The sequence below is a fragment of the Pseudomonas sp. L5B5 genome (genome assembly GCF_020520285.1).
Classification (GTDB): Bacteria; Pseudomonadota; Gammaproteobacteria; order Pseudomonadales; family Pseudomonadaceae; genus Aquipseudomonas.
Genome location: NZ_CP084742.1, coordinates 4615116 through 4635734, shown reverse-complemented (window position 1 = coordinate 4635734; position 20619 = coordinate 4615116). Strand labels below are relative to the sequence as shown.

The window sequence follows — 20619 nt, the reverse complement described above, 5'->3', positions numbered from 1 at the left end:
AGCGCCACTCTGACGCCACTTTTTCGCCTTGCTTAGCCTTGCGCCCACCCAATCATTTGAAGGAATCCACCCCATGAGCGTTCGCGTCGGGATTGTCATGGACCCTATCGCCAGCATCTCCTACAAAAAGGATAGCTCGCTGGCCATGCTGCTGGCCGCCCAGGAGCGTGGCTGGAGCCTCTTCTATATGGAGCAGCGCGACCTCTACCAGGGCGCTGGCGTGGCTCGGGCCCGCATGCGTGCGCTGCAGGTCTTCGCCGACCCGCAGAAGTGGTTCGAGCTGGGGGACGAGATCGACAGCCCGCTGAGCGACCTGGACGTGATCCTGATGCGCAAGGACCCGCCCTTCGACATGGAGTTCGTCTACTCCACCTACCTGCTGGAGCAGGCCGAGAACGCCGGCGTGCTGGTGGTCAACAAGCCCCAGAGCCTGCGCGACTGCAATGAAAAGCTGTTCGCCACGCTGTTCCCGCAGTGCACGCCACCCACCGTGGTCAGCCGCCGCGCCGATGTGCTGCGCGAGTTCGCCGCCGAACACGGTGACGTGATCCTCAAGCCGCTGGACGGCATGGGCGGCACCTCGATCTTCCGCCATCGGGCGGGCGATCCGAACCTGTCGGTGATCCTCGAAACCCTCACCGTGCTGGGCAGCCAGCAGATCATGGCCCAGGCCTACCTGCCGGCAATCAAGGACGGCGACAAACGCATCCTGATGATCGACGGCGAGCCGGTACCCTACTGCCTGGCGCGCATTCCCGCTGCTGGCGAGACCCGTGGCAACCTGGCAGCCGGAGGGCGTGGCGAGGCCCGGCCACTGAGCGACAAGGATCGCTGGATCGCCGCCCAGGTCGGCCCGACCCTGAGGGCCAAGGGCCTGCTGTTCGTCGGCCTCGACGTGATCGGCGAGCACCTGACGGAAATCAACGTCACCAGCCCGACCTGCATCCGCGAAATCGACAACGCCTTCGGCACCAACATCGGCGCCATGCTCATGGATGCCATCGACAAGAAGCTGCAAGCTGCAACCAGCAAGCCGCAAAGTTGACCTACATCACATGCAGCCTGTCGCTTGAAGATTGAGGCTTACGGCTTGAAACCAACATTGCGTTATCATGCGCCGCCTGTGAAACCGTGATGTTGGTTGTGCAATGCCTGCTGTGATGCCGAACTGCCAATGAGCCTTCCGTCCGACCTGCCACCCGAACTGGCCCACGGTGGCGTCCGCGCGGCCGATCGCCTGGGATTCACCCTGTTCCTCGCGGCGCTCCTGCACCTGGCACTGATCCTGGGCCTGGGGTTTTCCTTTGCCGAGCCCCAGCAGATCAGCAAGACCCTGGAAATCACCCTGGCCACCTTCAAGAGCGAGACCAAGCCGAAGAAGGCCGACTTCCTGGCCCAGGAAAACCAGCAAGGCAGCGGCACCCTGGACAAGAAGGCGATTCCCAAGACCACCGAAGTAGCGCCGTTCCAGGACAATTCGGTGAAAAAGGTCGTGCCACCGCCATCGGTCAAGCCGCAGGTCAAGGAAGTGGCACCCAAGGCTGCGGTGGCCACCACTGCGCCCAAACCGAAAAAGACCGTGACCCAGCGCGAAGAGGTCAAGAAGGAGCCGACGCCCAAGGCCGACGCCCCTTCGTTCGACAGCTCGCAACTGTCCAGCGAGATCTCCAGCCTGGAGGCCGAGCTGGCCAACGAACAGCAGCTGTACGCCAAGCGCCCCCGTATCCACCGACTGAGCGCGGCCTCGACCATGCGCGACAAGGGTGCCTGGTACAAGGACGAGTGGCGCAAGAAGGTCGAGCGCATCGGCAACCTCAACTACCCCGAGGAGGCCCGGCGCAAGCAGATCTACGGCAACCTGCGGCTGATGGTGTCGATCAATCGCGACGGCTCGCTGTATGAAGTGCTGGTGCTGGAGTCCTCCGGCCAGCCACTGCTCGACCAGGCCGCCCAGCGTATCGTGCGCCTGGCCGCGCCGTTCGCGCCTTTCACCGGTGACCTGTCGGACATCGACCGCCTGGAAATCATCCGCACCTGGCGATTCGCCCGGGGCGACAAGCTGTCCAGCAACTGACCACCCGCCTGGCACCGTGACCCGGGCGGCGGGTGCATCGCCAGCTTGTCAGCCGGGCCCGTCGCCGCCACACTAGCGCTCATGAAAAATGTCAGCCCCAGCTACCTCAAGCATCACTTCCTGATCGCCATGCCGCACATGGCCGACCCGAACTTTGCCCAGACCTTGACCTACATCGTCGAGCACAACGCCAGTGGTGCCATGGGGCTGGTGGTCAACCGCCCGCAGGACCTGAACCTCGCCGATATCCTGGAGCAACTGCGCCCCGACGAGGAGCCACCACTGCTGTGCCAGCATGTGCCGGTCTTCAGCGGCGGTCCGGTACAGACCGACCGCGGCTTCGTCCTGCACCCCAGCGGCCCGGTTTACCAGGCCACGGTGGAACTCGAGGGCTTGTCGCTGTCCACCTCCCAGGACGTGCTGTTCGCCATCGCCGATGGCTCGGGGCCGGCCAAGAGCCTGATCGCCCTGGGTTATGCCGGCTGGGAAGCCGGGCAACTGGAAGCCGAGCTGGCGGACAACGCCTGGCTGACCTGCCCCTTCGACGCCGACATCCTGTTCAACACCAGCAGCGAACTGCGCCTGGAAGCGGCCGCCCGCCACCTGGGCGTCAACCTCAGCCTGCTCACCAGCCAGGCGGGTCACGCCTGATGGCCTTGCGACTGATCCTCGGCTTCGACTACGGCACCCGGCAGATCGGCGTTGCCGTGGGCCAGGCCATCACCGGCCAGGCCCGGGAGCTGTGCACCCTGAGGGCGCAGAATGGCGTACCGGACTGGAGCCAGGTCGAAGCCCTGTTCAAGGAATGGCAGCCCGATGCGGTCGTGGTGGGCCTGCCACTGAACATGGACGGCACGCCCAGCGAGATGTGCCTGCGTGCCGAGAAGTTCGCCCGGCGCCTGAATGGCCGCTTCAATGTGCCCTTCTATACCCACGATGAGCGCCTGACCACCTTCGAGGCCAAGGGCGAGCGCCTGGCCCGGGGCGGACAGAAAGGCAGCTATCGGGACAATCCGGTGGACGCCATCGCCGCTGCCCTCCTGCTGCAGGGCTGGCTCGACGAGAATGCCACGCTGCTCAATACCTAGAGATCACGATCCCGAAGACGCGCGGCCCGCAGCTGCGCGTCTCCTGGCCCAACACCAGCCGCAAGAACCTGTTCACGATCCAGCGAGCGACGCCCAGGCAAGGCAGACATCGCCAAGAAAGCGCAGTTTAGGCACCTAAATGAGCATTCGAAGCCATTTCCAGCGCCAAGCGCAGCAGATCGCGAGCAGGTTCTAAGTCCCCGCGCCCAACTGCCCGGCAGTCAGGCGCGAGCCCACGAAGGAGCCACCATGAGCCTGCCCAATCCCGTCGCCCTGATCAGCCAGATGGCCATCGATCTCAAAGCCCACCTGGTCCAGCGCACCATCAGCGAACCACGCTTCATCGGTATCCGCACCGGTGGCGTGTGGGTGGCCCAGGCCCTGCTGGAAGCCCTGGGCAGCGATGCCCCCCTGGGCACCCTGGACGTCTCCTTCTATCGCGACGACTTCAGCCAGAACGGCCTGCACCCGCAAGTACGCCCCTCCGAACTGCCGTTCGAGATCGAAGGCCAGCACCTGGTACTGGTCGACGACGTGCTGATGAGCGGCCGGACGATCCGCGCCGCCCTCAACGAGCTGTTCGACTATGGCCGCCCGGCCAGCGTGACCCTGGTCTGCCTGCTGGACCTGAACGCCGCCGAGCTGCCGATCCGGCCGAACGTGGTGGGCGCGACCCTGTCGCTGGCGACCCATGAGCGAGTAAAATTGTCCGGTCCTGCGCCGCTTCAACTCGAGCTCCAAGACGTCGCCCCCTAAACCCGCCCTTTTAAAGAGTCCATTGCGATGACGCCTCTAGACGCCAAGCGCCCGCTGCAGCTCAACGATCAGGGCCAGCTGCGCCACTTCCTCTCCCTCGACGGCCTGAACCGCGAACTGCTGACGGAAATCCTCGACACCGCCGACTCCTTCCTCGAAGTCGGCGCCCGGGCAGTGAAGAAAGTCCCCCTGCTGCGCGGCAAGACCGTGTGCAACGTGTTCTTCGAGAACTCCACCCGCACCCGCACCACCTTCGAACTGGCCGCCCAGCGACTGTCGGCTGACGTGATCACCCTGAACGTATCGACGTCCTCGGCGAGCAAGGGCGAGACCCTGCTCGACACCCTGCGCAACCTTGAAGCCATGGCTGCCGACATGTTCGTGGTACGCCATGGCGACTCCGGCGCCGCGCACTTCATCGCCGAACATGTCTGCCCCCAGGTGGCGATCATCAACGGCGGCGACGGCCGCCACGCTCACCCGACCCAGGGCATGCTCGACATGCTGACCATCCGCCGGCACAAGGGCAGCTTCGAGAACCTCTCGGTGGCCATCGTCGGCGACATCCTGCACTCGCGGGTCGCGCGCTCGAACATGCTGGCGCTGAAAACCCTCGGCTGCCCGGACATCCGCGTGATCGCGCCCAAGACGCTGCTGCCCATCGGTATCGAGCAGTACGGGGTCAAGGTCTACACCGACATGGCCGAGGGCCTCAAGGACGTGGACGTAGTGATCATGCTGCGCCTGCAGCGCGAGCGCATGCAGGGCGGCCTGCTACCCAGCGAGGGCGAGTTCTACCGCCTGTTCGGCCTGACCACCACGCGCCTGGCGGGTGCCAAGCCCGACGCCATCGTCATGCACCCAGGGCCGATCAATCGCGGTGTGGAAATCGAGTCGGCGGTGGCCGACGGTCCACATTCGGTGATCCTCAACCAGGTGACCTACGGCATCGCAGTACGCATGGCCGTACTGTCCATGGCCATGAGCGGGCAGACCGCCCAGCGACAATTCGAGCAGGAGAACGCCCAGTGAAGCTCAGCATTCTCGGCGCCCGCGTCATCGATCCAAGCAGCGGCCTGGATCAAGTTACCGACCTGCACCTGGACGCCGGCAAGATCGCCGCCATCGGCGGCGCCCCGACCGGTTTCAACGCCGTCACCGTGATCGACGGCAAGGGCATGGTGGCCGCCCCCGGCCTGGTGGACCTGAACGTCGCCCTGCGCGAGCCGGGCTACAGCCGCAAGGGCAGCATCGCCAGCGAAACCCGTGCCGCTGCCGCCGGCGGCGTCACCAGCCTGTGCTGCCCTCCTCGCACCAAGCCGGTGCTGGACACCTCGGCGGTGGCCGAACTGATCCTCGACCGCGCCCGGGAGGCCGGCAACAGCAAGGTGTTCCCGATTGGCGCCTTGAGCAAGGGCCTGGAAGGCGAACAACTGGCCGAGCTGATCGCCCTGCGCGATGCCGGTTGCGTGGCCTTCGGCAACGGCCTGGAGGGTTTTCGCAGCACCCGTACCCTGTGCCGTGCCCTGGAATACGCCGCCACGTTCGACCTGACGGTGATCTTCAACTCCCAGGACCGCGACCTGGCCGAAGGCGGCCTGGCCCATGAAGGCGCCACCGCCAGTTTCCTCGGCCTGCCGGGCATCCCCGAAAGCGCGGAGACCGTGGCCCTGGCCCGCGACCTGCTGCTGGTGGAGCAAAGCGGCGTACGGGCGCACTTCAGCCAGCTGACCAGCGCCCGGGGAGTGGAGCTGATCGCCCAGGCCCAGGCCCGTGGCCTGCAGGTTACAGCCGATGTGGCGCTGTATCAGCTGATCCTGACCGACGAAGCGCTGATCGACTTCTCCAGCCTGTACCACGTACAGCCGCCCCTGCGCTCACGAGCCGATCGGGACGCCCTGCGTGCTGCGGTGAAGTCCGGCGTAGTACAGGCGATTGCCAGCCATCACCAGCCCCATGAACGCGACGCCAAGCTGGCACCGTTCGGCGCGACCGAGCCGGGGATCAGCAGCGTCGAACTGTTGCTGCCGCTGGCCCTGACCCTGGTGCAGGACGGCCTCCTGGACCTGCCGACCCTGATGGCGCGCCTGAGCGCCGGCCCGGCAGATGCCTTGCGCCTGCCAGCCGGCAAGCTGGCCGTGGGCGGTGCAGCGGACCTGGTGCTGTTCGACCCGGCCAGCTCCACCGTGGCCGGCGAGCGGTGGTTGTCCCGTGGCGAGAACTGTCCGTTCCTCGGCCACAGCCTGCCCGGCGCAGTGCGCTACACCCTGGTGGACGGGCATATCAGCCACCAGGGCTGATTGATCCTGTAGCTGCCGCAGGCTGCGAGCGGCTCCGAAGGGGCCGCCGCTCCTGCTGCTGGCCTGCCGCGACAGCCGCTACATGAGCCATCACCGCCGGCGCCGATGACGGGATCAACGGCGCTTGGCGTTTTCCAGGGAGACCTGGTCGTTCAGTGTCCAGAAGTCGTACAGCACCCCAAGGAAGAACAAGCCGCCGGTGAACAGGTAGATCACCCCGCTCAGCCATTTGCCCTGGTACATGCGGTGTACGCCCAATACCCCGAGGAAGGTCAGCAGGATCCAGGCCACGCTGTATTCAATCGGCCCCGAGGTAAACCGCAGGTCCGCTTCGCGGTCCATGGCCGGGATCAGGAACAAGTCGATCAGCCAACCGATACCCAGCAGGCCGAAGGTGAAGAACCAGAGGGTCCCGGTCACCGGCTTGCCGTAATAGAAGCGGTGGGCACCGGTAAAACCGAAAATCCACAACAGGTAACCGATCACCTTGCTGTGGGTGTCCTGGGTGGATGCGTCCTGACGATAGGTGTTCATTAAGTGCCTCTTGGCGGGTGATAGATAAATTTTCTCAAAAACTTTGTGACTTTTTTACAGGCACTCGACATACGGTCGGTGCTACCTTGTCGTCCGTCAAAGCCTTGTATTGCCTGACTTCTGACGGTTTTCTGCGTCAAGTTGCCGCCTCTTTGCCGAAGTTGACCTCAAGGTTGAATCGACAAACGGCCTCGGAAATGACCTGAAAGCTGTTATAAAGTTGCGCGCTAACCAATAAGAGCCTTGCCTAATGCGTCCATTTTTCAAGACATGGCTAACCATTTGCCTATTAATGCCACTGGCCGCCCACGCCACCAACCGTGAGCAACGACTTCCCAACGTCAACGGCTACACCCCGAAATCCCACGTTTCGACGGTCGCTGCCAAGCACAAGACTTCAATCAAGCATTCCACCCAGCTGGCCAAGGTCGACAGCAAGCTGGTGCCCCAGATGGGTGCCAAGCAGAGCAGCAATGTACTCAGTCGCGCCGTCAATGCCCTCGGTACACCTTATCGCTGGGGCGGTAGCAGCCCAAGCAAGGGTTTCGATTGCAGCGGCCTGGTGAAGTACGCCTTCAATGACGTCGCCGCCGTGGACCTGCCGCGCACCTCCAACGCCATGGCCAGCGGCCACGGGCAGAAGGTCGAGCGCAAGGACCTCAAGCCGGGCGACCTGCTGTTCTTCAACATCAAGAGCCGCAAAGTCAACCACGTCGCCATCTACCTGGGCAATGATCGCTTCATCCACGCCCCTCGGCGCGGCAAGGCAGTGAGCATCGATACCCTGAAGAAACCCTACTGGGACAATCACTACGTGGTTGCCAAGCGGGTCCTGCCCAAGGAACAGAAGACCCTGCGGGTCGTCCAGCGCTGATCCCGACTCGCCGCCTGCTCAACCAGGCGGCGAACGCACTTCCCTTCAAAGACTTTCCGGCATCCGCGCCTTCTCCCGCGCCTGCTCGCGACTGATCACCCCCCGCCCCAGCAACGCTTTCAGGCTCATGTCCAGGGTCTGCATACCCTGAGCACCACCGGTCTGGATTGCCGAATACATCTGCGCCACCTTGTCCTCGCGGATCAGATTGCGGATCGCCGCCGTGCCCAGCATGATTTCATGTGCCGCCACTCGCCCGCCGCCCACTCGCTTGAGCAGCACCTGGGCAATCACCGCCTGCAGCGATTCGGCCAGCATCGAGCGCACCAGGGCCTTTTCTTCTCCCGGAAACACATCCACCAGCCGGTCGATGGTCTTGGCCGCCGACGAGGTGTGCAGGGTGGCGAACACCAGGTGCCCGGTTTCCGCGGCGGTCAGCGCCAGGCGAATGGTCTCCAGGTCACGCAGCTCACCCAGCAGGATCACATCGGGGTCCTCACGCAGTGCCGCGCGCAGGGCCGTGGCAAAACTGTGGCTGTCGCGTGGCACCTCACGCTGGTGCACCAGGCAAGCTTGCGGTGGGTGAATGAACTCGATGGGGTCCTCCAGGGTAAGGATGTGTTGATGACGGGTCCGGTTCAGGTGATCGATCATCGCCGCCAGGGTGGTGGACTTGCCGCTGCCGGTGGGTCCGGTCACCAGTACCAGCCCCCGAGGCAGCTCGCTGACCTGCCGGAACACCGCCCCCAGGCCCAACTCATCCAGGCCCTGCACCCGCGAAGGGATCAACCGCAGCACCGCTCCGGCGCCCCGGGCATGCTGGAAGGCATTGACCCGAAACCTCGCCACCCCCGGCAGTTCATGGGCGAAGTCCAGGTCCCGCTGGGTGGCGAAGGTCGCACGCTGCGTCTCGTTCATCAGACTGTGGATCAGTACCAGCACTTGCTGCGCATCCAGTATCGGCCCCTGCAGCGGGCAGATATCGCCATCGATGCGCAACAGCGGCGCCAGCCCGGCGGACAGGTGCAGATCGGAAGCGCCTCGCGAGACGCTCAATCGCAGCAGTTCGGTGATGTCCATAGTGCCCCCCAATTCCAGTAGAATGCCGCGAGCTTCAGCCCCCCTGCGTGCCCGCAGGCTGGTGCAGGACAATGTCCGGCACGGCCCGGAAGCAACGCACGGGCCGATCGACAGGCAGGGGCTGGTGGATTACGCGGCAGGTGGCGGCCAGGCTCTCAGGCGCCCACCGCAGATACTTTTGAGACGGAATCGAATGTCCACGATAGCAGACAACATCGCCCAGGTAGCCGAACGCATCCGCAGCGCCAGCCAGGCCGCACAGCGTGCCCCGGACAGCGTCCGGCTGCTGGCCGTGAGCAAGACCAAGCCTGCCGCCGCCCTGCGCGAGGCCCACGCTGCCGGCCTGTGCGATTTCGGCGAGAACTATCTGCAAGAAGCCCTGGGCAAGCAGCAGGAGCTGATCGATCTGCCCTTGAGTTGGCACTTCATCGGCCCCATTCAGTCGAACAAGACTCGCGCCATCGCCGAGCACTTTGACTGGGTGCATTCCGTGGACCGCCTGAAAATCGCACAACGCCTGTCCGAGCAGCGCCCGGCCGAACTGGGCCCGCTGAACATCTGCATCCAGGTCAATGTCAGTGGCGAGGCCAGCAAGTCCGGCTGCACCGCGGCCGATCTGCCGGCCCTGGCCCGCGCCATCAGCGCCTTGCCACGCCTGCGCCTGCGCGGATTGATGGCGATTCCCGAACCCACCGAGGATCTCGCTGCCCAGCACGCCGCCTTTGCCGCGGTACAGACCCTGAACAACGACCTGCGCGGCAGCCTGGGGCTGCCCGTGGACACTCTTTCCATGGGCATGAGCCACGATCTCGAAGCGGCCATCGCCCAAGGCGCCACCTGGGTGCGGATCGGTACCGCCCTGTTTGGCGCCCGCGACTACAGCCAGTCCTGAAAGGACTGGCCCTGACCCCTGATAAGGACCTGTCATGAACACGACTCGTATCGCTTTTATCGGTGCCGGCAACATGGCGGCCAGTCTCATCGGCGGCCTGCGGGCCAAGGGCCTCGAGGCTTCGCAGATCCGCGCCAGCGACCCGGGCGAGCAGACCCGGGCCAAGGTCGCCGCCGAGCACGGCATCCAGGTCTTCGCCGATAACGCCGAGGCCATCGCCGGCGTCGACGTGATCGTCCTGGCGGTCAAGCCGCAGGCCATGAAGGCCGTGTGCGAGGCCCTGCGTCCAAGCCTGCAGCCCCACCAGCTGGTGGTCTCCATCGCTGCCGGCATCACCTGCTCGAGCATGGGCAACTGGCTGGGCGAGCAGCCGATCGTACGCTGCATGCCCAACACGCCTGCCCTGCTGCGCCAGGGCGTCAGCGGCCTGTACGCCACTTCCCGGGTGAGCACCGAGCAGCGTCGCCAGGCCGAAGAGCTGCTGTCTGCCGTGGGCACGGCCCTGTGGCTGGAGCAGGAGCAGCAACTGGATGCGGTGACCGCCGTTTCCGGTAGCGGGCCCGCCTATTTCTTCCTGCTGATCGAAGCCATGACCGCCGCTGGCGAAAAACTCGGCCTGCCACGGGAAACCGCTGCCCAGCTGACCTTGCAAACCGCCCTGGGCGCCGCCCACATGGCGGTCTCCAGCGACGTGGACGCCGCCGAACTGCGCCGCCGCGTAACCTCGCCGGCCGGCACCACGGAGGCGGCGATCAAGTCGTTCCAGGCCGACGGTTTCGAGGCCCTGGTGGAAAAAGCTCTGGGTGCCGCCGCGCACCGTTCGGCAGAAATGGCCGAACAACTCGGCCGCTAATTCGCCCCTACAAAGGAATCGACAATGTTCGGACTCAACGACGCTGCCATTTTTGTGATCCAGACCCTGGGCAGCCTCTACCTGCTGGTAGTCCTGCTGCGCTTCATGCTGCAAGCGGTGCGGGCCAACTTCTACAACCCCATCTGCCAGTTCATCGTGCGCGCCACCCAACCGCTGCTCAAGCCATTGCGTCGGGTCATCCCCAGCATGTTCGGCCTGGACATGTCCTCGCTGGTGCTGGCGCTGATCGTGCAGATGGTCCTGTTCGCCATCATCCTGACCCTCAGCTACATCCCCTTCAACGTACTGGGCCTGTTGCTCTGGGCGCCGATCGGCCTCTTCGCGCTGTTCCTCAAGATCTGGTTCTTCGCCATGATCATCAGCGTGATCCTGTCCTGGGTCGCGCCCGGCAGCCAGAGCCCCGGCGCCGAACTGGCCTACCAGCTGAGCGAGCCGCTACTGGCGCCGTTCCGCCGCGTCGTGCCCAACCTGGGCGGCCTGGATATCTCGCCGATCCTGGCATTCATCGTGATCCAGCTACTGCAGCAAGGGCTGATTCCACGCCTGGCGCTCTACACCTTCATGCCCCGCGAGCTGTTCGGGCTGATCTGATGAGCTACTTTCGCTGGGACGGTGACGACCTGTTGCTCGATTGCCACCTGCAACCCAAGGCCAGCAGCGACGAGTTCGCTGGCCTGCACGGCGACCGGCTGAAGATCCGCCTCACTGCCCCGCCCGTCGAAGGCAAGGCCAATGCGCACCTGATGGCGTTCCTGGCCAAGGCCTTCGGCATCCCCAAGAGCCACGTCAGCCTGGTCAGTGGCGAGCTGAACCGGCAGAAACGGGTGCGCCTGCTAGCGCCGAAGAAACTCCCCGAGCTGCCGGGCCTGGCGCGCCCGGCCTGATTCGTCGACAGGCCATTTCCAGCAACGAAATACAGGCCCGGGCTTTGCTTGCCGCTGGACACAGCGGTCTTTAGACTTACGCCTCATTTGAATGAGAGCAGGGTCGATGCCAACTGCCTTTCCCGCCGATTCCGTTGGTCTGGTCACACCTCAAGTTGCGCACTTCAGCGAACCCCTGGCCCTGGCCTGCGGTCGCTCGCTGCCGGCCTACGACCTGATCTACGAAACCTACGGCCAGCTCAACGCCAGCGCCAGCAACGCGGTGCTGATCTGCCACGCCCTGTCGGGCCATCATCATGCCGCCGGCTACCACAGCCCCGACGACCGCAAGCCCGGTTGGTGGGACAGCTGCATCGGCCCCGGCAAGCCGATCGATACCAGCAGGTTCTTCGTGGTCAGCCTCAACAACCTCGGCGGGTGCAACGGCTCTACCGGCCCCAGCAGCCTCAACCCGGACACCGGCAGGCCCTTCGGCGCCGACTTCCCGGTACTCACCGTGGAAGACTGGGTGCACAGCCAGGCCCGCCTGGCCGACCGCCTGGGCATTGGCCAGTGGGCAGCGGTAATCGGCGGCAGCCTGGGGGGCATGCAGGCCCTGCAGTGGACCATCACCTACCCGGACCGGGTTCGCCATTGCCTGGCCATCGCCTCGGCGCCCAAGCTGTCGGCACAGAACATCGCCTTCAACGAAGTGGCGCGCCAGGCCATCCTCACCGACCCGGAATTCCACGGCGGCTCGTTCCAGGAACAGGGCGTGATCCCCAAGCGCGGGTTGATGCTGGCGCGCATGGTGGGGCACATCACCTACCTGTCCGACGACTCCATGGGCGAGAAATTCGGCCGCGGCCTCAAGAGCGAGAAACTCAACTACGACTTCCACAACGTGGAATTCCAGGTGGAAAGCTACCTGCGCTACCAGGGCGAGGAGTTCTCCGGACGCTTCGACGCCAACACCTACCTGCTGATGACCAAGGCCCTGGACTACTTCGACCCGGCCGCCAACTTCGACGACGACCTGGCCAGGACCTTCGCTGGCGCCACGGCCAGGTTCTGCGTGATGTCCTTCACCACCGACTGGCGCTTCTCCCCGGCCCGCTCGCGAGAATTGGTGGATGCGCTGATGGCCGCCCGCAAGGACGTCTGCTACCTGGAGATCGACGCACCGCAGGGCCACGACGCCTTCCTGATCCCGATCCCGCGCTACCTGCAGGCATTTGGTCACTACATGAACCGCATCACGCTGTGAGGACACGATGAGAGCCGATCTGGAAATCATCCAGGAATGGATCCCCGCCGGCAGCCGCGTCCTCGACCTGGGCTGCGGCAACGGCGAACTGCTGAGCTGGCTGCAAGAGAACAAGCAAGTCACCGGCTACGGCCTGGAAAACGATGCCGACAACATCGCCGAATGCGTGGGCAAGGGCATCAACGTGATCGAGCAAGACCTGGACAAGGGCCTGGGCAACTTCGCCAGCAACAGCTTCGATGTCGTGGTCATGACCCAGGCCCTGCAGGCCGTGCACTACCCCGACAAGCTGCTGGATGAAATGCTGCGCGTCGGGCGCCAGTGCATCATCACCTTCCCCAACTTCGGCCACTGGCGCTGCCGCTGGTACCTGGCCAGCAAGGGCCGGATGCCGGTATCGGAGTTCATGCCGTACACCTGGTACAACACGCCGAACATCCACTTCTGCACCTTCGAGGATTTCGAGGCGTTGTGCCGCGAACGCCAGGCCCAGGTGATCAACCGCCTTGCGGTCGATCAACAACACCGCCACGGGTGGGCCAGTAAGCTATGGCCTAATCTGTTGGGAGAGATCGGCATCTACCGCCTCAGCAGTCCCGGCCTGCAGGACCACAAGGTCGCGGTATAACCCACGCTGCATCTAGGAGAACGATCATGGGACGTCTGGTTGCATTTCTACTGTCTGCCTGCCTGAGCCTCTCGGCGCTGGCGGCAGACCCGATCAAGGGCGAACGCCAGGAAGTGTTCGGCGACATCACCGTGCACTACAACACCTTCAACTCCACCTACCTGCAACCGGACATCGCCAGGGCGGCAGAGCTGATTCGCAGCAAGAACCAGGGCGTGATCAACGTTTCGCTGATCAAGGACGGCAAACCGTTGGTCGGCCAGGTCAGCGGTACGGTCAAGGACCTGACCAGCAAGAGCTTCCCGCTGAAGTTCCGCCAGATCACCGAACAGGGCGCGATCTACTACATCGCCCAGTTCCCGGTGGAGCAACAGGAAAACCGTACCTTCACCATCAATGTGCAGACTGGCGGTGATACCAACAGCTTCAGCTTCAACCAAGAGCTATTCCCGGGCGAATGATGAATCTCACGCAACTCGTATTGGCCAGCCACAACGCCGGCAAACTCAAAGAACTCCAGGCCATGCTCGGCGCCTCGGTGCAACTGCGCTCGATCGGCGAATTCAGCAGAGTCGAGCCGGAAGAAACCGGCCTGTCGTTCGTCGAAAACGCCATCCTCAAGGCGCGTAATGCCGCACGCATTTCCGGCTTGCCGGCACTGGCGGACGACTCCGGCCTGGCGGTGGATTTCCTCGGCGGCGCGCCGGGCATCTACTCGGCCCGCTATGCCGACGGCCAGGGCGACGCGGCGAACAACGCCAAGCTGCTCGAAGCCCTCAAGGATGTCCCGCAAGCCGAGCGCGGCGCGCAGTTCGTCTGCGTCCTGGCCCTGGTGCGACACGCCGACGATCCCCTGCCAATCCTCTGCGAAGGCCAGTGGCATGGGCGCATCCTCACCGCCGCCAGCGGCGAGCACGGCTTCGGCTACGACCCGCTGTTCTGGGTGCCGGAGCGCAACTGCTCCAGCGCCGAGCTGGGCCCCGAGGAGAAGAACCAGCTCAGCCACCGCGCCCGCGCCATGGCCATACTGCGGCAACGCCTGGGCCTGAAATGAGTCATGAGCCCTCCGCGTCGCCGCTGATTCTCGGCGGCGCGCATACGCCCCGGACGGCGCTCCCCCAGTTGCCGCCCCTGGCGCTGTACATCCACATCCCGTGGTGTGTACGCAAATGCCCGTATTGCGACTTCAACTCCCACGCCGCCAGCCCGACGCTGCCGGAAGAGGAGTACATCGACGCCTTGCTGGCCGATCTCGACCAGGACCTGCCCGCGGCCCATGGCCGGGAATTGAGCTCGATCTTCTTCGGTGGCGGCACCCCGAGCCTGTTCAGCGCCGCAGCCCTGGGCCGATTGCTGGCCGGCGTGCAGCAGCGGATCCCGTTCGCCAGCGACATCGAGATCACCCTGGAAGCCAATCCGGGGACCTTCGAGCAGGAAAAGTTCACGGCCTACCGCGCCCTGGGGATCAATCGCCTGTCCATCGGCATCCAGAGCTTCCAGGAACAGAAGCTTCAGGCCCTGGGCCGCATCCACAGCGGCGCCGAAGCCGTGCGGGCCGCCGACATGGCGCGCCAGGCAGGATTCGACAACTTCAACCTGGACCTGATGCACGGCCTGCCTGACCAGTCCCTGGACGATGCCCTGGGCGACCTGCGCCAGGCCATCGCCATGGGCCCGACCCACCTGTCCTGGTACCAGCTGACCCTGGAACCCAACACAGTGTTCTGGAATCAACCGCCGACGCTGCCCGAAGACGACATCCTGTGGGATATCCAGGAGGCCGGCCAGGCGCTGCTGGCGGAGCACGGTTATGCCCAGTACGAAGTCTCGGCCTACGCCCAACCCGGTCGTGCGGCGCGGCATAACCTGAACTACTGGAGCTTTGGCGACTTCATCGGTATCGGTGCTGGGGCCCATGGCAAGCTCAGCCATCCGGACGGGCGCATCCTGCGCACCTGGAAGACCCGCTTGCCCAAGGACTACCTGAACCCGGCCAAACCGTTCAAGGCCGGCGAGAAGGCCCTGGGCAACGAAGAGCTGCCGTTCGAGTTCCTGATGAACGCTCTGCGCCTGACCGATGGCGTGGATGCCGTGCTGTTCGCCCAGCGCACCGGCCTGGACCTGGCCAGCCTTGCCGAAGGCCGGCGCCAGGCCGAACAAAGCGGCTTGTTGCAGGTCGAACCGTCACGCCTGGCGGCCACCGCCCGCGGGCAACTGTTCCTCAATGACCTGCTGCAATACTTTCTGATCTAAGGAAACTACATGGATCTGGTACTCGATCTGCTTGCCACCGTGTCCCGCTGGAGTCGCAGCAACCTTTCGGAAATCTCCCTGGCACTGGTGGGCTGCCTGCTGGTGCTGTTCGGCGCCGACATCAAGGGCTGGGTCGAACAACGCCTGGGCGGTATCGCCGGCGCCCTGCGCGTCCCCCTGATGGCCCTGCTGTGCATGATCGGCAGCGGCCTGGCGCTGATCTATGCCACGCCATGGATCGTGCGGGGCCTGAGCCAGTTCAACAACTACAGCCTGGCGCCGGTGCTGCTGGTGGTACTGGTGCTGATCGGCGTGGTCGCGGACCGACGCTGAACTGCCGACGCCGCGAGCCCTCGGCTGCCGTTATCAAGGATGACATGAACAAGAAAACCCTCGAAGACACCAGCAAGTTCCTCAGCTACGTGCTGCGCCACGAACCCCAGGCCATCGGCCTGACACTGGACAGCGAAGGCTGGGCCGATATCGACGCGCTGATCGCCGGCGCAGCCACTGAAGGCCGGCAACTGACCCGGGAACTGATCGAACAGGTGGTCCGGGACAACGACAAGAAGCGCTTCGCCCTGTCCACTGAAGGCCAACGCATCCGCGCTGTCCAGGGGCACTCCAGCAAGGCAGTGCAGCTGCAGCTGGAAGAACGCCAACCACCTGCCGTGCTCTATCACGGCACCGCCACGCGCTTCATGGATTCGATCAATGAGAAAGGGCTGATCCCGGGCTCACGCCATCACGTGCACCTGTCCCAGGACATAGAGACTGCCAGGGGCGTGGGCCAGCGCTATGGCAAGGTGGTGATCCTGCAGATCGACACCCAGGCCATGCAGGCTCGGGGTTGCACGTTCTATCAGGCGGAGAACGGTGTGTGGTTGACCGACCAGGTACCGGCTGGGTTCATCACCGTTCTGTAGCGACCGGGCCCTTGCACGGCCCGGCAAGAGCCCCTCGGGGAGAGGGGCTGGCAGGTCAATCCAGCTTTTCGAACTTCAGGTCCCACACACCGTGGCCCAGGCGCTCGCCGCGACGCTCGAACTTGGTGATCGGACGTTCGGCGGGGCGCGGTACGCACTTGCCGTCTTCGGCCAGGTTGCGATAGCCAGGGGCGACGTTCATCACTTCCAGCATGTATTCGGCATAAGGCTCCCAGTCGGTAGCCATGTGCAGAACGCCGCCGACCTTGAGCTTGCTGCGCACCAGTTCAGCGAAAGACGCCTGGACGATACGACGCTTGTGATGGCGGCTCTTGTGCCATGGATCGGGGAAAAACAGCATCAGGCGATCCAGGCTGTTGTCGGCGATACAGCGGTTGAGCACCTCGATGGCGTCGCAATCATAGACCCGCAGGTTGGTCAGCCCCTGGGTCAGCACGCCATTGAGCAGCGCGCCGACACCTGGACGATGAACCTCCACGCCGATGAAATCCTGCTCCGGGGCCGCCGCCGCCATTTCCAGCAGCGAATGGCCCATGCCGAAGCCGATTTCCAGGGAGCGCGGCGCCGAACGGCCGAACACCTGGTCGTAATCCACCGGAGCATCGGCCAGGGGCAGCACATACAATGGTGCTCCCTGGTCCAGGCCGCGCTGCTGGCCTTCGGTCATGCGTCCGGCGCGCATCACGAAACTCTTGATGCGGCGGTGTTGGCGCTCGTCGCCGGCGTCCGGCTGGATTGGCGTGTCGTTTGATTCAGTCATCAATGGCTCTTACTTGATCAGACCATCCAGCGGCGAAGAGGCGCTGGCATAGAGTTTCTTCGGCATGCGACCGGCGAGGTACGCCAGGCGGCCCGCGACAATTGCGTGTTTCATGGCTTCGGCCATCATTACCGGCTGCTGTGCATGGGCGATGGCCGAGTTCATCAGCACCGCTTCACAGCCCAGTTCCATGGCGATGGTGGCGTCGGAGGCGGTACCGACACCGGCATCCACCAGCACCGGGACCTTGGCTTCTTCAAGGATGATCTGCAGGTTGTAGGGATTGCAGATCCCCAGCCCGGTGCCGATCAGGCCGGCCAGCGGCATGACCGCGATGCAACCCATTTCCGCCAGCTGGCGAGCGATGATCGGGTCGTCGCTGGTGTAGACCATCACGTCGAAACCTTCCTTGACCAGCACTTCGGCAGCCTTGAGGGTTTCCAGCACGTTGGGGAACAGGGTCTTCTGGTCGGCCAGGACTTCCAGCTTCACCAGGTTGTGACCATCGAGCAGCTCGCGGGCCAGGCGGCAGGTGCGCACGGCTTCCACCGCGTCGTAGCAACCGGCGGTGTTGGGCAGGATGGTGTAGCGATCCGGCGGCAGGATATCCAGCAGGTTCGGTTCGCCCGGGTTCTGGCCAATGTTGGTCCGGCGCACGGCGACGGTCACGATCTCGGCACCCGAAGCTTCGATGGCCAGGCGGGTTTCTTCCATGTCGCGGTATTTGCCGGTACCTACCAGCAAACGCGACTGGTACGTCCGACCGGCCAGGACGAAAGGCTTGTCACTACGAACGTTGCTCATCGGAAATCCTCTGTTGGGGTGAGGTTCTTGCAGAATTCTTTGGTGGACCAAATGCCATGAGAACGAGCGAGGGCAGGAAGGCAAAAACAGGCGAGGTGGTGGAACCTAGGCAACTCAATGAGTATTCCGAGCCTGCTTTTTAACGCCGCAATCCTCGCGGTACCTGGCTAGCCGCCGCCGATGGCGTGGACCACTTCCACCTGATCGCCTTCGTTCAGGGAAGTTTGGGCATGCTGGCTGCGCGGAACGATATCCAGGTTGAGTTCCACTGCTATCCGCCGCCCGGTCAGTTCAAGGTGCGTCAGCAGGGCCGCGACAGTCGAGCCATCGGGCAATTCGAAGGATTCACCGTTCAACTGAATGCGCATGCTCGAGGCCGCCATCATTTTTAGGGGCCAGCATTCTAGCCCGATCATGACCTAAAGGTCAGCTACAAGCGTCAGGCGGCCGCTTGCAGGCGCCAGGCGGCAAGCCCCAGCAGCAGCCAGCCGGCGAGGAACGCCGCGCCACCCAGGGGCGTGATGATGCCCAGCTTGCCAACGCCGGTCAGGGTCAACAGGTACAGGCTGCCGGAGAACAGCAGGATGCCCAGGGTGAAAGCCACGCCCGCCCAGGTCACCAGCCGTCCCGGAACCTGGGTGGCCAGCAGCGCCACGCCGAACAGGGCCAGGCAGTGCACCAACTGGTACGTGACCCCGGTATGGAAGATGGCCAGGTACTCGGCGCTGAGGCGGCTTTTCAGGCCGTGGGCGGCGAAAGCGCCAAGGGCTACTCCGGTGAAACCGAAGAAGGCAGCCAGCATCAGGAAGCCACGCAACATGGGGAACTCCAGTCAGATTCAGCGCAAAGGGTCTGTATAATGGCGCGCTCAACGGGTTCGGCCAAGCCATCTCTATGCTGCGTTATCTGTTTCGTCGTCTGGTAAAAGCCTTGAAGTGGTTCGTCATCGGCAGTGTCGCGCTGGTGCTGCTGTTGCGTTTCGTACCTCCGCCCGGCACGGCCCTGATGGTCGAGCGCAAGATCGAATCCTGGGTCGACGGCGACCCCATCGACCTGCAGCGTACCTGGACACCCTGGGACGAAATCTCCGACAACCTCAAGGTCGCGGTAATCGCCAGTGAAGACCAGAAATTCCCCGAGCACTGGGGATTCGACTTCGATGCCATCCAGGCAGCCCTGGCCTACAACGAACGAGGCGGCAAGATCCGCGGCGCCAGCACCCTGAGCCAGCAGGTATCGAAGAACCTGTTCCTGTGGTCCGGTCGCAGCTATCTGCGCAAGGGCCTGGAAGCCTGGTTCACTGCGTTGATCGAAGTGCTGTGGCCAAAGCAGAGGATTCTTGAGGTCTATCTCAACAGCGCGGAATGGGATGAAGGCGTGTTCGGCGCCGAAGCTGCCGCGCGTCATCACTTCGGGGTCAGCGCCGCCAATCTGTCGCGCCAGCAGGCCAGCCTGTTGGCCGCCGTCCTGCCCAACCCCAGGGTCTGGAGTGCCGCACGCCCCAGCACCTATGTCCTACAGCGCGCGGGCTGGATTCGACGGCAGATGAGCCAATTGGGCGGGGCCGACTACCTCAAGCGCCTGAACGAATCACGCCAGGCGCCCTGGGCCGAGTAATCCAGCGCCAAGCACAAACGAAAACGCCCCGATCATCTCGGGGCGTTTTGCTTGGTGCCTGGACGGCATTCAAGCGGCAATGGACAGCTTGAGCTTGTTCATCGCGCTTTTTTCCAGCTGGCGGATCCGCTCGGCCGAAACGTTGTACTTCTGTGCCAGATCGTGCAGCGTCGCTTTCTCTTCAGCCAACCAGCGCTGATAGAGAATGTCACGGCTACGCTCGTCCAACACTTCCAGCGCTTCATGCAGGTTGTTGGTGGAGTTGTCGCTCCAGTCAGCGTCTTCCAGCTGCAACGCCGGATCGTAGCGATGATCTTCCAGGTAGTTGGCCGGCGCCTGGAAGGCGCTGTCGTCGTCGGCTTCGGCAGCCGGGTCGAAGGCCATGTCCTGGCCGGTCAGGCGGCTTTCCATCTCGCGCACTTCACGTGGCTCTACGCCGAGGCTTTCCGCCACGCGATGGACTTCCTCGTTGTTCAGCCAGGCCAGGCGTTTCTTCTGGCTGCGCAGGTTGAAGAACAGCTTGCGCTGGGCCTTGGTGGTCGCGACCTTGACGATCCGCCAATTGCGCAGGATGAACTCGTGGATTTCCGCCTTGATCCAGTGAACGGCGAAAGACACCAAGCGCACGCCCATCTCGGGGTTGAAGCGCTTCACGGCCTTCATCAGGCCAACGTTGCCTTCCTGGATCAGGTCGGCCTGGGCCAGCCCGTAGCCGGAATAGCTGCGGGCGATATGTACGACAAAACGCAGGTGGGCAAGCACCATCTGCCGAGCCGCCTCAAGATTCTGCTCATAGTAGAGACTCTCGGCCAGTTCACGCTCCTGCTCGGGCGTCAGCAATGGAATGCTGTTCACCGTGTGCACATAGGCCTCCAGGTTTGCGCCTGGAACCAATGCGTAAGCAGGTTGCAAAGAAGTGGTCATACGAAAAAACCTCCGACTCACATAACTCGTGCAGTTCAGCACTGCGAAAATTGACCGGAAACCGCTAAACAAGTTCCCATGAAC

General features: G+C 63.9%; 27 protein-coding genes. 20 read left to right on the top strand and 7 right to left on the bottom strand.

All coding sequences use genetic code 11. The features are described 5' to 3' along the window. Positions 1 to 73: 73 nt before the first annotated feature. From gshB to LGQ10_RS21150, 7 genes are all read left to right on the top strand, one after another. A complete protein-coding gene (gene gshB, locus LGQ10_RS21180; RefSeq protein WP_058435257.1) occupies positions 74 to 1045 on the top strand; it encodes a glutathione synthase in 972 nt (323 codons plus the stop codon). Between the two features lie 129 nt (positions 1046 to 1174). After that, complete coding sequence (locus LGQ10_RS21175) at positions 1175 to 2074, top strand: energy transducer TonB (protein ID WP_226523098.1); 900 nt, start codon at positions 1175 to 1177, stop codon at positions 2072 to 2074. An 81-nt stretch (positions 2075 to 2155) separates the two neighbouring features. After that, positions 2156 to 2725 (top strand): YqgE/AlgH family protein, encoded by a 570-nt coding sequence (locus tag LGQ10_RS21170; RefSeq protein ID WP_058435259.1) that lies wholly within the window; start codon positions 2156 to 2158, stop codon positions 2723 to 2725. Beyond that, positions 2725 to 3162, top strand: a complete 438-nt coding sequence (gene ruvX / locus LGQ10_RS21165; protein WP_058435260.1) for a Holliday junction resolvase RuvX — start codon at positions 2725 to 2727, stop codon at positions 3160 to 3162. Before LGQ10_RS21170 ends, ruvX begins: the two co-directional genes overlap by 1 nt. Positions 3163 to 3411: 249 nt before the next feature. Then, on the top strand, positions 3412 to 3918 hold the full coding sequence (gene pyrR / locus LGQ10_RS21160; protein WP_058435261.1) for a bifunctional pyr operon transcriptional regulator/uracil phosphoribosyltransferase PyrR: 507 nt from the start codon (positions 3412 to 3414) through the stop codon (positions 3916 to 3918). A 27-nt stretch (positions 3919 to 3945) separates the two neighbouring features. Further along, positions 3946 to 4950 (top strand): aspartate carbamoyltransferase catalytic subunit, encoded by a 1005-nt coding sequence (locus LGQ10_RS21155; RefSeq protein ID WP_058435262.1) that lies wholly within the window; start codon positions 3946 to 3948, stop codon positions 4948 to 4950. Next, on the top strand, positions 4947 to 6218 hold the full coding sequence (locus LGQ10_RS21150; RefSeq protein ID WP_226523097.1) for a dihydroorotase: 1272 nt from the start codon (positions 4947 to 4949) through the stop codon (positions 6216 to 6218). The genes LGQ10_RS21155 and LGQ10_RS21150 overlap by 4 nt, the downstream gene beginning before the upstream one ends. Positions 6219 to 6332: 114 nt before the next feature. Here the strand turns inward: LGQ10_RS21150 and LGQ10_RS21145 are convergent, their stop codons facing one another. Next, complete coding sequence (locus LGQ10_RS21145) at positions 6333 to 6752, bottom strand: NINE protein (RefSeq protein WP_058435264.1); 420 nt, start codon at positions 6750 to 6752, stop codon at positions 6333 to 6335. A 250-nt stretch (positions 6753 to 7002) separates the two neighbouring features. Here LGQ10_RS21145 and LGQ10_RS21140 point away from each other — a divergent pair, with 250 nt between their 5' ends. Beyond that, a complete protein-coding gene (locus LGQ10_RS21140) occupies positions 7003 to 7626 on the top strand; it encodes a C40 family peptidase (protein WP_058435265.1) in 624 nt (207 codons plus the stop codon). Between the two features lie 45 nt (positions 7627 to 7671). On the opposite strand, the gene LGQ10_RS21135 is transcribed toward LGQ10_RS21140, so the two are convergent. After that, entirely contained in the window at positions 7672 to 8706 is a 1035-nt protein-coding gene (locus tag LGQ10_RS21135) for a type IV pilus twitching motility protein PilT (protein ID WP_058435266.1), read from the bottom strand. 193 nt (positions 8707 to 8899) lie between these two features. On the opposite strand from LGQ10_RS21135, the gene LGQ10_RS21130 reads away from it, so the two are divergent. From LGQ10_RS21130 to LGQ10_RS21080, 11 genes are all read left to right on the top strand, one after another. Continuing rightward, complete coding sequence (locus LGQ10_RS21130) at positions 8900 to 9598, top strand: YggS family pyridoxal phosphate-dependent enzyme (protein WP_226523096.1); 699 nt, start codon at positions 8900 to 8902, stop codon at positions 9596 to 9598. Between the two features lie 34 nt (positions 9599 to 9632). After that, the gene (gene proC, locus LGQ10_RS21125) at positions 9633 to 10451 is read left to right on the top strand and encodes a pyrroline-5-carboxylate reductase (RefSeq protein WP_226523095.1); all 819 of its coding nucleotides are present in this window, start codon (positions 9633 to 9635) and stop codon (positions 10449 to 10451) included. 24 nt (positions 10452 to 10475) lie between these two features. Beyond that, the gene (locus LGQ10_RS21120) at positions 10476 to 11063 is read left to right on the top strand and encodes a YggT family protein (RefSeq protein WP_058435042.1); all 588 of its coding nucleotides are present in this window, start codon (positions 10476 to 10478) and stop codon (positions 11061 to 11063) included. Beyond that, positions 11063 to 11356, top strand: coding sequence for a DUF167 domain-containing protein (locus LGQ10_RS21115; RefSeq protein ID WP_022641624.1), 294 nt, complete (start codon positions 11063 to 11065; stop codon positions 11354 to 11356). Before LGQ10_RS21120 ends, LGQ10_RS21115 begins: the two co-directional genes overlap by 1 nt. A gap of 106 nt (positions 11357 to 11462) precedes the next feature. Then, the gene (gene metX / locus LGQ10_RS21110; RefSeq protein ID WP_058435043.1) at positions 11463 to 12602 is read left to right on the top strand and encodes a homoserine O-succinyltransferase MetX; all 1140 of its coding nucleotides are present in this window, start codon (positions 11463 to 11465) and stop codon (positions 12600 to 12602) included. 7 nt (positions 12603 to 12609) lie between these two features. Continuing rightward, complete coding sequence (gene metW, locus LGQ10_RS21105) at positions 12610 to 13230, top strand: methionine biosynthesis protein MetW (RefSeq protein ID WP_058435044.1); 621 nt, start codon at positions 12610 to 12612, stop codon at positions 13228 to 13230. 26 nt (positions 13231 to 13256) lie between these two features. After that, positions 13257 to 13691: a DUF4426 domain-containing protein gene (locus tag LGQ10_RS21100; protein WP_058435045.1), complete on the top strand. Its 435-nt coding sequence runs from the start codon at positions 13257 to 13259 to the stop codon at positions 13689 to 13691. After that, on the top strand, positions 13688 to 14284 hold the full coding sequence (rdgB, locus tag LGQ10_RS21095; protein WP_226523094.1) for an RdgB/HAM1 family non-canonical purine NTP pyrophosphatase: 597 nt from the start codon (positions 13688 to 13690) through the stop codon (positions 14282 to 14284). The genes LGQ10_RS21100 and rdgB overlap by 4 nt, the downstream gene beginning before the upstream one ends. Next, positions 14281 to 15483, top strand: a complete 1203-nt coding sequence (gene hemW / locus LGQ10_RS21090; RefSeq protein WP_226523093.1) for a radical SAM family heme chaperone HemW — start codon at positions 14281 to 14283, stop codon at positions 15481 to 15483. The genes rdgB and hemW overlap by 4 nt, the downstream gene beginning before the upstream one ends. Positions 15484 to 15492: 9 nt before the next feature. After that, positions 15493 to 15816 (top strand): DUF3392 domain-containing protein, encoded by a 324-nt coding sequence (locus LGQ10_RS21085; protein ID WP_058435046.1) that lies wholly within the window; start codon positions 15493 to 15495, stop codon positions 15814 to 15816. Between the two features lie 44 nt (positions 15817 to 15860). Continuing rightward, on the top strand, positions 15861 to 16409 hold the full coding sequence (locus LGQ10_RS21080) for an RNA 2'-phosphotransferase (protein WP_226523092.1): 549 nt from the start codon (positions 15861 to 15863) through the stop codon (positions 16407 to 16409). 55 nt (positions 16410 to 16464) lie between these two features. On the opposite strand, the gene trmB is transcribed toward LGQ10_RS21080, so the two are convergent. The 4 genes from trmB to LGQ10_RS21060 all read right to left on the bottom strand — a co-directional run bounded on the left by trmB (position 16465) and on the right by LGQ10_RS21060 (position 18814). Continuing rightward, on the bottom strand, positions 16465 to 17190 hold the full coding sequence (gene trmB, locus LGQ10_RS21075) for a tRNA (guanosine(46)-N7)-methyltransferase TrmB (RefSeq protein WP_058435048.1): 726 nt from the start codon (positions 17188 to 17190) through the stop codon (positions 16465 to 16467). A gap of 9 nt (positions 17191 to 17199) precedes the next feature. After that, positions 17200 to 17994: a thiazole synthase gene (locus tag LGQ10_RS21070; protein WP_011064024.1), complete on the bottom strand. Its 795-nt coding sequence runs from the start codon at positions 17992 to 17994 to the stop codon at positions 17200 to 17202. A gap of 167 nt (positions 17995 to 18161) precedes the next feature. Next, a complete protein-coding gene (gene thiS, locus LGQ10_RS21065) occupies positions 18162 to 18362 on the bottom strand; it encodes a sulfur carrier protein ThiS (protein ID WP_058435857.1) in 201 nt (66 codons plus the stop codon). Between the two features lie 71 nt (positions 18363 to 18433). Further along, on the bottom strand, positions 18434 to 18814 hold the full coding sequence (locus LGQ10_RS21060) for a DUF423 domain-containing protein (protein ID WP_058435844.1): 381 nt from the start codon (positions 18812 to 18814) through the stop codon (positions 18434 to 18436). A gap of 74 nt (positions 18815 to 18888) precedes the next feature. On the opposite strand from LGQ10_RS21060, the gene mtgA reads away from it, so the two are divergent. Beyond that, entirely contained in the window at positions 18889 to 19611 is a 723-nt protein-coding gene (gene mtgA, locus LGQ10_RS21055; protein ID WP_226523091.1) for a monofunctional biosynthetic peptidoglycan transglycosylase, read from the top strand. Positions 19612 to 19680: 69 nt separating this feature from the next. Here the strand turns inward: mtgA and rpoH are convergent, their stop codons facing one another. Continuing rightward, entirely contained in the window at positions 19681 to 20535 is an 855-nt protein-coding gene (rpoH, locus tag LGQ10_RS21050; protein WP_058435846.1) for an RNA polymerase sigma factor RpoH, read from the bottom strand. Positions 20536 to 20619: the final 84 nt, after the last annotated feature.